Source organism: Occallatibacter sp. FHG110214_02, from assembly GCF_059115385.1.
Map to the genome: position 1 here is coordinate 20,163 of NZ_JBZYWK010000025.1, position 14,298 is coordinate 34,460.

Genomic DNA, 14,298 nt, shown 5'->3' on the forward strand with positions numbered 1-14,298 from the left:
GTTGTGTCTTCCTACGGCATTTTTTGGGATGCCTGGAGGAACTTTTTGAGGCAACGGGGCTGCATATTGCATGAAGAAGATTGCCACGGCTGTTGCGGTATTTGTATTCGTTCTGCTGCTCACCAAGCTTGCTAACCAGGTGCCACCGCCTCCTCCGCCGGGCACGGCGTTTTCTCTGAGGGGGCAGCGGGTAATTCAGTGTTCCGCTACGGAAGTTACTCTCGTGGACAAGCACAACGACTCTACGCACCTGGAAAAGGACGCTAGCTGGCCGGACTGCTCCACCATGCACCCGAAAGAGTGGCGGGATTACTACCTCTCGCGTGGCGAAAAGACGAAGTTCCTGAGCAGTGAAGAGAGTTCCTGGTGGCGCAACGTGCTTTGAGGCTATTTGTTTGTTGTATGTGAAATGTAAGTGCATTATTACATATAGAAATTTAAGGAGGGCGGAATGCCACGCACCTCAAAGCATCTTAAGGACACCAGTTTTACCATGCGAATTGATCCGAAGCTGAAGGCGGCCTTTACCAAGGCAGCCGAGGCGGAAGACAAGCCTGCTGCGCAATTGATTCGCACATTTATGCGGGCCTACGTCGAACGTCGCGCATATAAAGCAGAAGCCGAGCGCCAATCCAAAATGATTGCAGAATATGCAAAAAATTCTTTGAGTGAGGAATTTGCTGTGATGTAAGAACTCGAAGCAGATCTCAAGGATGAAGCGCTTTGGAGCGAGTAAGGGAAGCACTATATGGGGACATCGTGGCGATTGCCGTTTCGGGAGATTATGGCAAACCACGTCCGGCTCTTGTGGTGCAGTCGGATATTTTTCGCTCTTGCCTTCGATGACGGTTCTGCGTATATCGAGTGAAATTATTCCATCGAATATGTTGCGTATTCTGGTGGAGCCTACACGCGAAAACGGCCTTCAGCGTCGTTCGCAAATCATGATCGACAAAGCCGTAACTGTTCCTCGCAATAAGGTAGGCACGTGGATCGGATACTTAGATAAGGACACGCTCAAGACCGTCCGTATAGCTCTGGCAGAATTCCTTAATCTGAAGCAGTAAGAAGATTCGCGCACCATCCGGCATAACAACCCAATATCTTGGGTTTGTATTTGTCGATAGGCCCAAGATGCTCGATTCTTTGCCTTTATGGGCCGGATCATGGCTTATGGCTCGGTGAAAAATTACCGAAAAAACCCGAAAACTCCTTGAAACGTCCGGTAAAACCGCGTTATATACAAGAACACCGGCAGATAACGCACGCGCCGTTCCCAATCGTCATCCCCATCTGGAGGAGTTCCATGAGCAACGCGGCAGCCCGTCGTTCCAACCTTCTGGTTCCTGAGATCCGCGAGGTCATGGACATTCGCCAGGCCTCGGATTACCTGGGAATCTCGCCCGACACGCTTTATAAATACGCCTCCGAGGGGTTTGTGCCGGCCTTCAAGCTGGGGAACCGCTGGCGCTTCAAGCGGTCGCGGCTGGACGAGTGGATGGACCAGCAGTCAGGTATGAATACGGCTGCGGACGTAGATCCGGAGCAGAAGAAGCCGGTTCGCGCAGCGCTCTAAGAGATTTGCCAGTTCTGGACAGAACAGCATTCGCCCGGAGATGCCTAAGCTCTCCGGGCGAAGTGTTTTCAGTCCACGCGCAGCGCCTTGACTGGATCAATCGACGCAGCGCGGCGTGCGGGAATGAGCCCTGCAATCGCCGTAGCCAGTAGCAACACGCCAATCGCCCCTGCCATTACCGGCACATTCACCGTTGTAATTTCATAGAGCTGCGATTTCACATAGCGCACGCAGAAGACGGCTACCGGGATTCCGATAACAAGCCCGACGGCGGCCTGCAGCATGGCTCCGCGCATAACCATGCCAATGACCCGCGTACGTGCCGCGCCCAGCGCCATGCGGATGCCTATCTCCGGCGTGCGGCGGACAACGGTGTAAGCTGTTACGCCGTAGAGGCCGATGGCCGCAAGCAGAAGCGCCAGCACTCCGAAGAGGGAAGTAAGCCGCGCAATAAGGCGCTCTTCCGTAAAGCGGTCATCAATCTGCTGCTGGAATGTCTGGAACTTCACAATCGTCAGGTTGGGATTGATGCTGGCAAGCGTATCGCCGGCAAGCTTTTCAAGGCCGGCAATCGGATGGCTGGTCTGCAGAACAATCGCACCTGCATACATCGAGAGATCCTTGTCGATGGTGTCTTCCGGGTCGTTGACCAGCGGGCGCTGCGTCAGCGGCACGAAGTACATCGCATGGTTTTTCCAATAGATGCTGGTGTAGGTGGTGTCTTCTACGACGCCGACAATCTCATAGTTGCCGTCTTTGCCGGGGTCGGAATAACCAAAGCGGTGGCCAATAGGATTGCGCGTGCCGAAGAACTGCTTGACGAACTCCTGGTTGACGACAGCCACCGGCGGAGCAGCGAGCGTGTCCGAAGGCAGGAAGCCGCGCCCCATCACAACGTGCGTTCCCACCGAGTCGAAGTACTCCGACGTGCCTTTCACCCACGATGCGCCTTTGTTAGGATCGGGCTCGCCCTGGATTTTCACGCCAGTGCCCCAGTTGTTTTCTTCCATGGGCGTGTAAGTGGCGAGGCCCACTTTAACCATGCCTGGCAGCGCGTGGAAGCGGTCTTCAATAGTGCGGTAAAGAGCTTCCAACTCGGTCTGCTTGTATCCCGCAGCTTGCGGGTTGATATGGATGATGTAGCGGTTCGTAGCGTCCAGCCGCATGTTGGTGCTTTCAGCCTTGCTGAGACTCTGCGCAAAAAGCCCGGCAGCCACCAGAAGCACCAGGGAAAGCGCCGCCTGCAGAACAACCAGCGCGCGCTGCAGAAACGATGCTCCCTGCGCAGTGGTGCGCGCATTGGAGCGAAGCGCCTCAGCAGGCTGCGTGCGCGCGGCCATCAGCGCGGGAGCAAGCCCGAAGAGAACTCCCGTAAGCAGCGAGAGGCCGAAGGCAAAAGCAATCACCAGCGGCGAAGGTGAAGCGTTCACCGGCATATTCTGCTGGTTGGGGAAGGCAAGCAGAAGCAAAGCGTGGGCTCCAAGGAAAGAGATAGCCAGCCCCAGCAGCCCGCCAATGCCGCCAAGCAGAATGCTTTCCGTAAGAAGCTGCCGCACAATGCGCGAACGCTGCGCCCCAAGTGCCGAGCGAATAGACAACTCCGCACGGCGGCTCATGCCGCGAACAAGCAGAAGATTCGCGATGTTGGCACACGCAACAAGAAGAACCATCGCGGCAATCCACTGCAGCAGTTTGAGATGGTCTTTGTAGTCGTCCTGCATATTCTGAATGCCGCCGCCGCCCGGTGTCAGAACAACATGCGTGCGGTCGAGGTAAGGCTTGGCGCGCTGCGTGGAGAACATCTTGAGCGGAGTGAACTCCTGCTTGAGAATGGCGCTGGTCTTGGACTGCAGCGCAGGCAGGGACGTCCCCGGCTTAACGCGCCCAATGATGTATGCCCATGAGGTCTCGGGATCGTTAAAGTAAGGCGCGCCGCTGATAGCGTCCATCGCGTTCATCGGCAGATAGTATTTCGGCGGATTGGTGTCTACGCGGTCGCCGTAAAACCCCTTGGGCGCAACGCCGATAACCGTAACCGGCTTGGTGTTCACAAAGAAGGTGCTGCCCACCACGCCGGAGTCGCCTGCAAAATCCTGCTGCCATGCCTCGTAGCTCATCACGGCGGTCATGGGTGCACCTTTCTGGTCTTCGGAGTCGAGAAAGAAGCGCCCAGCCGCAGGCGTAAGCCCAAAGACGCGGAAGTAATTGCCGGAGACAAAGGTGCCCATCACGGACTTGGCAACGGTGTTCGGCCCCTCGCGGCGCACGGTCAGCGGACGCCACGCGTAGCCGGATTCCATCGCCGCCAGCTCTTCAAACTCCGGCAAGCTCCTCTTGAACGTGTAATAAGCGTCAGTGGAGAAGAGGGAATAGTCGCCGTTGTCATGCCAGCCACCGTTGACGCAACAATCGTCGCGGTCGCCAATACGAACAAGGGATTTAGGGTCTGTGACGGGAAGATTGCGCAGCAGAATGGCGTTAACCAGCGTAAAAATCGCCGAGTTTGCGCCAATGCCCAGGGCCAGCGTAAGCAGCACCGTAATGGTGAATCCCGGTGTTTTGCGCAACTGCCGCAGCGCATAGGTTATGTCTTGCAAAAGAACCTTCATCCCCTCGACCTCCGGTACATAGTTCGGTGTACGTGGGAGATGCACGCCAGGTTCCACTGCGCGATAGGTTTTTGTGCAACAAAATCAGGGAGTTATCAAACTGTTACAGAGTGTAACTGTCCGAAGGCGTACGGAGTGTTCGGAAATGGACGAAAATGCGCCGACCGAGCGGCAGTCTACTTGGCAAACAAACCCAACGGAATTGCCGAGCCCATCGCCTTGTATCCCTCAACGCCGGGGTGCAGATGGTCGCCGCTGTCATAAGCGGGCGAGCATGTTAGGCCCAAGCCCGTCACTGAGCAGATGGTTGCCGCCGATGCCCTGGTTCGTAATGCCGATGTTTTGTGTTTTTTTGTTGGCTTGCAGGCGGGTAGCCAGCACGTCCGTCCAGCAGTCGTTGCTGTTGGTGGTTGCGCCGTGGCCGTCGGTAATGGAATCCCCAAGAGCAACAACGGCGGCAGCGTCCCCGGCCTGCACAAGCACATCGCTCTTGCCCGCAAAGGTGAGCGCCTTATCGGAGACGGCATCAATCGCAGACGTCATAAGCGAAACAGGCTTGGCAATATGCACCGATGTAGAGTGAAGCGCTTCGGTACCAAAGGTATTCGATATATGAACACGCAGCGTAGAACCGCCAATCGAGAGATGCACAATCTGGCGCACGGTGGCATCTTTCAAGTCGTCTGCGGGAAGAGCATTCTGCGGTTCTGGAATCTGGTGCGACGCGCCCCACGAGACAATCCAGTTTCCCGATTGCGCATTGCTGCAGGTTGTGCTCAGAAGCTGCGCTGCACAAATCAAGATTGAAAACCGAAGGGCGGGGAATCGAAGTGTAATTTTCATATCTGGCCGTGTAGGATAAATCGCCGAATCAATCGGTTTTCTCAAAACGCTGAAAGAATACCACTCGCGGAGGCTGCTGTGCGTTGCCTGGTCAAGCCATTGTTTATCGCGCTGATGTATGTAATTTCTGTTGCTGCCCATTCGCAAAATGCGCCAGTAACCTTTACCGCGGAGCAGGACCAGAAGAACATGATGGACCAGCTTGGCATCAAGGCGCTGCGTCCGGGACCAAGCGGCGATGAGAAAGCGTCGAACCATGCCAACTACGACGAGTCAAAGGCGAACCCCTATTCGGATATTCCCGACTCGCTGATGTTGAACAACGGACAGAAAGTAACAACAGCACAGCAGTGGTGGGATGTGCGGCGGCCAGAGATTCTTGAGCTGTTTTCCAGGTATGTCTACGGCCGCGTGCCAAGCCATGTGCCAAAGGTAAGCTGGAGCGCAACGACCGACTACGAGAGGATCGGCTTCACTCCTGTAATTGCCAAAGACCTCATCGGCACAGTGGACAACTCAGACTATCCGGCAATCAGCGTAAAGATTCATGCCACGCTTGTCGTTCCTGCAAACGCAAAAGGCCCTGTACCAACACTCATCATGCTCGGCCCGGCGGGTTTTCCAAATCCGAATGAGCCTCGCGGAGAAGAGATGCAGCACTTGAATGCGGCGATGAAGTCGCTGCTGGTGCAGCAGGACCCTTCGTTGAAGAATATTTTCGAGGAGCATCCAGCATGGATGCCCTTCCAGAACTCCCCGATGTTTCGTGCGCCGGAGTTGAATGCGGATGGTGACCCGCCGAATATGTGGCAGCTAGCCGCAGCAGGCTGGGGTTTTGTCCTGCTGGACCCCGCAAGTGTGCAAGCGGATAACGGAGCAGGTTTGACGCGTGGAATTATCGGACTGGTGAACAAGGGCCAGCCGCGCAAGCCGGAAGACTGGGGCGCATTGCGTGCATGGGCATGGGGAGCGGGTCGCGTGCTTGACTATCTGGAGACCGAGCCCAGCGTGGATGCAAAGCATGTTGGCATTGACGGCGTTTCACGCTATGGCAAAGCGGCGCTCGTTACCATGGCTTATGACCAGCGCTTCTATATGGTGCTGGTAGGTTCGTCGGGCAAAGGTGGCGCAACGTTGCTGCGGCGTAACTATGGCGAGGCCGTCGAGAGCCTGACAGGCGGCGAGTATTACTGGATGGCAGGAAGCTTCATGAAGTATGGCGCATCGGAGGCCAGCTTCGGCAGCGGCAATCCGGGCCAGCTTCCGGTGGACTCGAATGAGTTGATTGCGTTGTGCGCGCCGCGTCTTACGTTCATTAGCTATGGAGCGCCTGAGAAGGGCGATGCACACTGGCTCGACCACCTGGGAAGCTTCATGGCAACAGTGGACGCAGGCCGCGTCTTCCGTCTGCTTGGCGCAAAGGCATTGCCTGTAACGGAGGATTACCACACAGCGCAGATGCCTCCAGTAAATACAGCTTGGCTTGATGGTCAGCTTGCGTGGCGGCAACATGACGGCGGGCACACCGATGCGCCGAATATGAAGTGGTTCATTCAGTGGGCCAACAAGTTCATGGACTACAAGCCGCAGTAACGCGCAATCAAGGCTCGATGCGATTGTGCGTTGTCTCGATGATGGCCGACATCTGCTCTTCGTTCTGCTCGATGGAGCGCACCAGCTCAAACTGCGCACGAGCCCGCTGCAGATTATGACCGGGGTGGTCAATCTTGTAGTACGTGTCACCGTTGAGATGATCGGTAAGGAAGCGCAGCCCCTGCTCAAAGGTGATGAGCTTGCCCGCCAGCGGAAGGGAGGCGCGCTCGGCCTGCGTGAGGAAGCCCTGCGCTGCGGCCAGATAACCCTGTGCTAGCGCCTCAAAGAATTTCAGATCAATGGCAACGCGGGATAGGTCTGCTTCGTCCTCGGCTGCAGTGGTAGCGGCAGTGCGTACAAGGTCGCCGAAGTCATACCCCGCAAGCCCCGGCATCACCGTATCAAGGTCAACGACACAGAGAACTTCTTCCGTTGCATCATCCAGCAAGACATTGTTGAACTTCGTGTCGTTGTGCGTCACGCGCTCGGGAAGATTCAGCGCGAGCAATGCTCCGGCAATGGCCCGTCGAGACGTTGCGAATGCAATTACGTCTAACGCTTCCGATGCGCGATTGACTGAGTCAGCAGCGAGAGCCTTTTCAAACGCGGCATAGCGCAACGGCGTGTTGTGAAAGTTGGGAATGGTTTCATGCAGCCGCGCTCCGGGCAGGTCCGCCAACTGGCGCTGAAACTGCCCGAAGGCAAAAGCCGCCTGGTAAGCCTGGTGCGGCGACGCAACTGCGCTCCCCGCATGTGCGCCTTCAAGAAACGGAAAGGCGCGCCAGTACGTACCGTCAGAGTGCGTGAGAAAAACCTCACCCTCACGCGTAGGGATAAGCCGCAACGCAGAGCGGGAAGGCGTGTTGCTCTTGCCCGCGATATGCGTAGTGACGCGCTCGATGTTCTGCATCAACGCGGCAGGATTGGTGAAGATGTGGTGATTGATGCGCTGCAGAAAGTAGTCGCGCGTGCCATTGCCGTCGCGAAAAAATACGCGGAAGGAATCGTTGATGTGCCCGGCGGTGATGGCCTCGGCGGAGACAAACTCACCTTCAAAAGAGAAGTGTGAGGCAATCTCCACGAGGCTTTGTTGATTCCATTGTCCGTTGCCTATTGCCACAGCTTCTCCGGGTAAGCGCCGGAGCGTACCAGCGCGGAGATAGCTTCCACAACCTGCGGATGATCTTCGCGATAGGTAACGCCAAACCATGTGCCGGAGGTGGGCAGAACATGCACCTTGGCGCTGCCCGCCTTCACCAGTTCGCCAATGGCGTTGGGAAGATAGCACTCAGCCTTGAGGCTTGCGTGGTTGGCTGCCAGAAACTTCTCGAAGACACCTTCAAGCTGCGAGAAAACCTGCGGCGTAAAGCCCCAGTAATTCATGGAGACAGGCTCGTTGCCCGTAAACCGTGCCGACTGGCCGCTTGATTCGACGGTTTGCGCACCATCGCCTTCCGGCACAATGGCGGTGTACTCGGTGATTGCCTTCAGGTAACCGTTTTCATCCACTTCACAAACGCCGCGCGCTACGGAGCCGTGAGGAGAAAGCGTATTGCGCAGTGTGTAGCCAACCAGCGAATAATCGGATGTACCCGATTGCAGGTTAGCGGCGAGCGTGCGGAAGCTGTCCGCACCATAGAAGTCGTCCGCATTGAGCGCAGCAAACGGCGTCTTGATGGCATCTTTCGCGGCAAGCACGGCCTGCACCGTTCCCCACGGCTTGGTGCGTCCCTCGGGAAGCGTGTATCCGGCAGGCAGATCGGTGAGTTCCTGAAAGACATATTCCACATCCACGCGGCCCTCATAACGGCTGCCAATGACGGTGCGGAATGCTTCTTCAATATCGCGACGGATAACGAAAACGATTTTGCCAAACCCGGCACGAAGCGCATCGAAAACGGAGTAATCGAGAATGGCTTCGCCGGAAGGCCCAACGGGTTCAATCTGTTTGAGGCCGCCGTAGCGCGAGCCCATTCCTGCGGCAAGTACAAGCAATGTAGGAGCTGTCATAGGTTTGCGTAAATCCTCACTTCGCAGGATACGACACCATAATGCCTGCACGTTGCACTCCGCAATACTCTTTACAGGCGCATAAAACTTTCCTTTACAGGAACAGGCGCCAAAGGCGCATCCGTCTGGACGGCCAGTCCCGTGATACAACTAAGCGGGTGGAATACTCTCGTCGGATAGGCGCAGTGCGCCGCAAGCTGGCACGGGCCGGATTGTCTGGGCTGTTGGTTACGCATCTGCATGATGTCCGCTACCTGTGCGGATTCACCGGCTCTAATGCCGCATTGGCAATTACCCGCCGCAGGGCGCGGCTCTTTACGGATGGCCGCTATCGCACGCAGGCCGCGGAAGAGGTGCGCTCCGCCGATGTGGAAATCATTAGCCGTCCCGCCGCCGTCGCCGCCGTAGAGTGGCTGGCCGCGCAGCCGGGCGTAGAGTTCGCCGGATTCGACGCCGCGCATACCACTGTTGCCGAGTTTTCTCGGTGGAAAGAGGCTCTTCCCGCGCGTCTGCGCCGCACTTTCCTGACCGTGCTGCCCGCGCCCATGGTGGAACCGCTGCGCGTGGTAAAAGACGAAGCAGAACTGGCAACTATCCGCGAAGCCGCCCTTATCGGCAGCAACCTTTTCGACTACATCCTGAATGTTTTACGTCCCGGCCTGCGCGAAGTAGAAGTCGCAGCCGAGCTGGAACACGCCGCGCGCATCGCCGGTGCGGAAGGTATGTCCTTTGAAACCATCGTTGCCTCGGGCGTGCGTTCCGCGCTACCGCATGGCCGAGCAACGGAAGCACGGCTGCCCAAAAGAGGCTTTTTAACCCTCGACTTCGGTATAATCCACAAGGGTTATTGCAGTGATATGACCCGCACGGTGTACTTTGGCAAACCGCGTCCGGAAGAGCGAGCCGCATATGAAGCGGTGCTTGAGGCGCAGGAAGCAGGAGTAGCCGCCGTGGCAGCTGGAGTTCGCTGCGGAGACGTGGACGAGGCAGCGCGAAGCGCGCTGCGCGCCGTAGGATTGGCGGAGGCTTTTTCGCACTCCACCGGTCATGGCGTGGGGCTGGAGATTCACGAGTCGCCGCGGATTGCCGCTAGGCAAACCACCCGCCTTGAGGCTGGCATGGTGGTGACAATTGAGCCGGGTGTCTACCTGCCGGGGCAGTTCGGCATCCGTATTGAAGATATGGTGGCCGTAACGCGCACGGGTGGCGAGATTCTTACGCCAGCGCCAAAGGCCCTCATTGAGCTTTGATTTTTTAAGACAGGATTTGTGCCTTCGGGCCGAGTGAAATACAAAGGAACGAATGAAACAAGAAGATATTCAGGACCTGCAGCAACTGATTGAGTTCCTCAAGGAACACGGCGTTGCCGAATTCGACCTTGAGCGCGAAGACGTAAAGGTGCGGCTCAAGTTTGCGCAGCCGGTGGCTCCGGTTGTCTCGTTTTCGCCGTCGTCCGCCGTTGCGGCTCCGCTGCCGGTGCCTGTCGCCGCTACTCCCGTTGCCGTTGCCGCGCCGGTGGCTGCCCCTGTCGTTGACGAAGGCCTGCATATCATCAAGTCGCCGATTGTAGGCACGTTCTATGGCTCGCCGTCTCCGGGTGCGTCGTCGTTTGTCTCTGTCGGAGAACGCGTGGAAAAGGGCCAGGTGGTTTGCATTGTTGAGGCCATGAAGCTGATGAACGAGATTGAAGCCGATGCCTCCGGCGAAGTCGTAAAGGTGCTCGTAACCAACGGCCAGCCTGTTGAATACGGCCAGCCGCTTTTTTCGATTCGCACGGCATAACAGGCTCTTGGTGCCCTTCGCCTCAAAGGATAGGAATGTTTCATAAGGTTCTAGTTGCCAATCGTGGCGAAATTGCGCTGCGTGTGATTAACGCTTGCCGGGAGCTTGGCATTCGCACGGTTGCCGTGTATAGCGAAGCCGATCGCAACTCGCTGCATGTGCGCTTTGCGGACGAGGCCATCTGCATCGGGCCGCCACGCCCCGCAGACAGCTATCTCAACGTGCCTGCCGTCATCTCCGCCGCGGAAATCGCCGACGTGGACGCAATCCATCCTGGCTACGGCCTTCTTAGCGAAAACGCCAACTTCGCCGAAGTCTGCCGCGCCTCGAATATCAAGTTCATCGGACCTCCGCCGGAAGTCACGCGCCTCATGGGCGAAAAAGAAAAAGCCCGTCAGGCTATGAAGAAGGCCAAGGTGCCGATTCTGCCCGGTTCCGATGGCGTCATTGCTTCCGAAGAAGACGCTCTGGCATGGGCAAAGAAGGTCGGCTACCCCGTCATTCTCAAGGCCAAGGCGGGCGGCGGCGGGCGCGGCATGCGTATTGTGCGCAGCGCCGAAGAACTGCCGAACCTTTATCACGCCGCCAGCACGGAAGCAGCCAATGCCTTCGGCAACGGCGAGCTTTACATGGAGAAGTTCATCGAGCAGCCGCGCCACATTGAGTTCCAGGTGCTGGCTGATGAGCACGGCAACGTGGCCACGCTTTTTGAGCGCGAGTGCTCCATCCAGCGCCGCCATCAAAAACTCATTGAAGAAGCTCCCTCGCTGCAGGTAACGCCAAAAATCCGCGAAGAGATCGACAAGACTCTGCGTCGCTGCCTTACGGAAATCGGCTACCAGAACGCGGGCACCGTTGAATTCCTCATGGACGAAGACGGCCAGATTTACTTCATCGAGATGAACACTCGCATCCAGGTGGAGCATCCGGTAACGGAGTTCATCACCGGAGTGGATTTGGTGAAAGCGCAGCTCCGCATTGCAGCAGGCGAAAAGCTGAGCAGCATTCTTCCGCCCAAGCTGGAAATCCGTGGCCACGCCATCGAATGCCGCATCAACGCCGAGCACCCGGTCAAGTTCACGCCAAGCGCAGGCCGCATCACGGCCTTCAACGTTCCCGGCGGCAACGGCGTCCGCGTGGATACAGCGCAGTATGCGGAAGGCGTCGTCCCGCCCTACTACGATTCGCTCATCGCCAAGCTCATCGTCCACGGGGCAACGCGTGAAGAAGCCATGAACCGCATGCAGCGCGCGCTGGGTCAGTTCGTGGTGCAGGGAATTGAGACCTCGATTTCGCTGCATCAGGAAATCTTCGCGGATGAGAACTTCCGCAAAGGCGAGTTTGACACCAAATTCATGGAGCGGTTTCTGGCAGCGCGCCAGGGCTAATCCGCCCTGGCGCAGTCCGCTTGCCCGTCTTGCCCGTCAGATGGTCCAATCACAGTGCGCGACTTAATTTGACCTTAAAGGCCCACTGGATACGTGCTGTCTCGCATTGTTGTTGCCTTGCTGGCATTCTCTTTTATCCCGGCAACTGCGTTTACGCAGAAGGACGTTCCATGGCCTGCGTATAACGGCGGCACCGACGGCGACCATTATTCAAGGCTGACGCAGATTAACCGCTCCAACGTGGACCGCCTCAAAGAAGCATGGCGCTTCGACACAGGCGAAAAGGGCGGCATCCAAACCAACCCGCTCATCATTGGCCGCACGCTCTACGCCTACACGCCAACGCAAAAAGTTATCGCGCTCGATGCCGCAACCGGCAAGCTCCTCTGGAAGTTTGATTCCGGCGTTGTAGGCACGCAGCCGTCGCGCGGCCTCACGTACTGGACCGACGGCAGGGAAAAGCGCCTCTTTGCCGGCGTCATGAACTTTCTCTACTGCCTCGACCCGGATACCGGCAAACCCATTGCAGGCTTTGGAGAGCAGGGAAGAATCGACCTGCGCAAAGGCCTCAGTCGTGACCCGAGCGACGCCGATTACGAGAAACAATCGGTAGTCCTGACCTCTCCCGGCGTGCTCTGGAAGGACATGATTATCGTCGGTGGCCGCTTTCCGGAGACGCACCCCGCGCCTCCCGGCTACATCCGTGCCTTTGACATACACACCGGCAAGCTTCGCTGGGCATTCCACACCATTCCGCTCCCCGGCGAGCCCGGATATGAAACATGGCCGCCCGACGCATGGAAGTCCGCCGGAGCCGTAAACAATTGGGCCGGCATGGTGCTCGATGAAGTGAACGGCATCCTCTACGCGCCGACGGGCTCTGCTGTCATGGATTTCTACGGCGGCGACCGCATCGGGAATGACCTCTACGCCAACTCACTGCTTGCGCTCGACGCCAACACCGGCAAGCGTATCTGGCACTTTCAGGCGGTGCATCACGACATATGGGACCGCGACTTTCCCTCTCCGCCAGCACTTTTCACCGTGGTGCGTAATGGCAAAACAATCTCAGCCGTTGCGCAAACCTCCAAGCAGGGCTGGCTCTATCTCTTCAATCGCATGACCGGCGAACCGCTCTTTCCCATTCACGAGCATTCCTACCCGGCCAGCACGGTTCCCGGTGAGCAGACTGCGAAAACGCAGCCACTGCCTGACTGGCCCGAGCCCTTCGCCCGCCAGCGCCTCACGGAAGACATGCTCACCACGCGTACTCCGGATGCGCACGATTGGGCCGTTAAAACCTTCCGGTCATTCCACAGCGACGGTCAGTTCATTCCGTTCTCCCTCGACAAGGATACGGTCATCTTTCCGGGTTTTGACGGCGGCGGGGAGTGGGGCGGTCCCGCCATTGATCCGTTGCACAACATCCTCTACGTCAACGCCAACGAGATGGTCTGGACCGGAGGCCTCACCTCCGCAGGACAAGGTGGCACACCCGGCGAGCGCATCTACCGCTCGCAGTGTATGGTCTGCCACGGTCCCAAGCTCGGCGGCTCACCTCCCGTACTCCCGTCTCTCGTGGACGTAGTCAAGCGTCTCGGCGAAGCCAAGGTCATCGATACCATCCGGAAGGGAAGTGGCCGCATGCCTGCTTTCCCAAATATCTCCGCGAATGACCTCCCGAGCCTGATTGCTTTCCTGCGCAACACCAAGCCCAACGAGTTGGAGAAGACAGAACTAGCCTCCACCACAAAGACCGCGGACGACCCGCTCGACACGCACGGAAAAGAAATCTACACCGAGCGCTGCTCTGTCTGCCACGGAGACGACCGGCGCGGCGTCTCCTCGCATTTCCCCATGCTTCTCGGCGTCAGTGGCCGCGTCTCCGCCGCACAAGCCACGGACCTCATCCACAAAGGCAAAGACCGCATGCCGCCCACCCCGGACATTCAGGCAGGCGATCTCGATGCGCTGCTCCGCTTCCTCGGCTACGGCCAGCCCAACCCCGCCGACCAGCAATCGCAGGACTACGTTTTCACCGGTTACCACCGCTTCCTCGACCCCGACGGCTACCCCGCCGTAGCCCCTCCATGGGGAACCCTCAACGCCATCGATCTCACCACCGGCAAATATCTCTGGAAAGTAAATCTCGGCGAATACCCCGAGCTGGCGCGCCACGGCCTTGCCAATACCGGCTCAGAAAACTACGGCGGCCCCATCGTCACCGCTGGCGGAGTCGTCTTCATCGGAGCCACGGTCTACGACCACACCTTCCGCGCCTTCGACGCCACAACTGGAGACCTGCTGTGGCACGCCGAGCTGCCCTTCGCCGGCGTAGCCACCCCCGCCACCTACATGATTGGCGGACGGCAGTACGTAGTCATCGCCGCCAGCAACGCCCGTACACCGCAGAACTCCCAGGGCGGAGCCTACGTAGCCTTCGCTCTCCCCTGAGCAATAAGTGCATATCAACGCAATCTTATCCAGCAGCTTCCTC

At 57.8% G+C, this 14,298-nt stretch carries 13 protein-coding genes; 9 read left to right on the forward strand and 4 right to left on the reverse strand.

The window, feature by feature from the left end; genetic code table 11:
• Positions 1–70 precede the first annotated feature (70 nt).
• From AC5S3R_RS17660 to AC5S3R_RS17675, 4 genes are all read left to right on the forward strand, one after another.
• The gene (locus tag AC5S3R_RS17660; protein WP_494268482.1) at positions 71–385 is read left to right on the forward strand and encodes a hypothetical protein; all 315 of its coding nucleotides are present in this window, start codon (positions 71–73) and stop codon (positions 383–385) included.
• A gap of 66 nt (positions 386–451) precedes the next feature.
• On the forward strand, positions 452–691 hold the full coding sequence (locus tag AC5S3R_RS17665; protein WP_494268483.1) for a hypothetical protein: 240 nt from the start codon (positions 452–454) through the stop codon (positions 689–691).
• 151 nt (positions 692–842) lie between these two features.
• Positions 843–1,067: a type II toxin-antitoxin system PemK/MazF family toxin gene (locus tag AC5S3R_RS17670; RefSeq protein WP_494268546.1), complete on the forward strand. Its 225-nt coding sequence runs from the start codon at positions 843–845 to the stop codon at positions 1,065–1,067.
• A 239-nt stretch (positions 1,068–1,306) separates the two neighbouring features.
• Entirely contained in the window at positions 1,307–1,576 is a 270-nt protein-coding gene (locus AC5S3R_RS17675) for a helix-turn-helix domain-containing protein (RefSeq protein ID WP_494268484.1), read from the forward strand.
• 68 nt (positions 1,577–1,644) lie between these two features.
• On the opposite strand, the gene AC5S3R_RS17680 is transcribed toward AC5S3R_RS17675, so the two are convergent.
• Together AC5S3R_RS17680 and AC5S3R_RS17685 are read right to left on the reverse strand one after the other, a co-directional pair.
• Positions 1,645–4,185, reverse strand: coding sequence for an ABC transporter permease (locus AC5S3R_RS17680; protein WP_494268485.1), 2,541 nt, complete (start codon positions 4,183–4,185; stop codon positions 1,645–1,647).
• A gap of 258 nt (positions 4,186–4,443) precedes the next feature.
• Entirely contained in the window at positions 4,444–4,986 is a 543-nt protein-coding gene (locus AC5S3R_RS17685; RefSeq protein WP_494268486.1) for an SGNH/GDSL hydrolase family protein, read from the reverse strand.
• A 120-nt stretch (positions 4,987–5,106) separates the two neighbouring features.
• Between AC5S3R_RS17685 and AC5S3R_RS17690 the strand changes: the two genes are divergently transcribed.
• Entirely contained in the window at positions 5,107–6,621 is a 1,515-nt protein-coding gene (locus AC5S3R_RS17690; RefSeq protein ID WP_494268487.1) for a glucuronyl esterase domain-containing protein, read from the forward strand.
• A 7-nt stretch (positions 6,622–6,628) separates the two neighbouring features.
• On the opposite strand, the gene AC5S3R_RS17695 is transcribed toward AC5S3R_RS17690, so the two are convergent.
• Together AC5S3R_RS17695 and AC5S3R_RS17700 are read right to left on the reverse strand one after the other, a co-directional pair.
• Positions 6,629–7,741, reverse strand: coding sequence for a phosphotransferase enzyme family protein (locus AC5S3R_RS17695; RefSeq protein ID WP_494268488.1), 1,113 nt, complete (start codon positions 7,739–7,741; stop codon positions 6,629–6,631).
• Positions 7,732–8,631, reverse strand: coding sequence for a nucleotidyltransferase family protein (locus tag AC5S3R_RS17700; protein ID WP_494268489.1), 900 nt, complete (start codon positions 8,629–8,631; stop codon positions 7,732–7,734). The genes AC5S3R_RS17695 and AC5S3R_RS17700 overlap by 10 nt, the downstream gene beginning before the upstream one ends.
• Positions 8,632–8,816: 185 nt before the next feature.
• On the opposite strand from AC5S3R_RS17700, the gene AC5S3R_RS17705 reads away from it, so the two are divergent.
• The 4 genes from AC5S3R_RS17705 to AC5S3R_RS17720 all read left to right on the forward strand — a co-directional run bounded on the left by AC5S3R_RS17705 (position 8,817) and on the right by AC5S3R_RS17720 (position 14,255).
• Positions 8,817–9,881, forward strand: a complete 1,065-nt coding sequence (locus tag AC5S3R_RS17705; RefSeq protein ID WP_494268490.1) for a M24 family metallopeptidase — start codon at positions 8,817–8,819, stop codon at positions 9,879–9,881.
• Positions 9,882–9,933: 52 nt separating this feature from the next.
• On the forward strand, positions 9,934–10,413 hold the full coding sequence (gene accB, locus AC5S3R_RS17710; protein ID WP_494268491.1) for an acetyl-CoA carboxylase biotin carboxyl carrier protein: 480 nt from the start codon (positions 9,934–9,936) through the stop codon (positions 10,411–10,413).
• A gap of 35 nt (positions 10,414–10,448) precedes the next feature.
• Positions 10,449–11,801 (forward strand): acetyl-CoA carboxylase biotin carboxylase subunit, encoded by a 1,353-nt coding sequence (gene accC, locus AC5S3R_RS17715; RefSeq protein WP_494268492.1) that lies wholly within the window; start codon positions 10,449–10,451, stop codon positions 11,799–11,801.
• 93 nt (positions 11,802–11,894) lie between these two features.
• A complete protein-coding gene (locus AC5S3R_RS17720) occupies positions 11,895–14,255 on the forward strand; it encodes a c-type cytochrome (RefSeq protein ID WP_494268493.1) in 2,361 nt (786 codons plus the stop codon).
• The last annotated feature ends 43 nt before the right edge of the window (positions 14,256–14,298 follow it).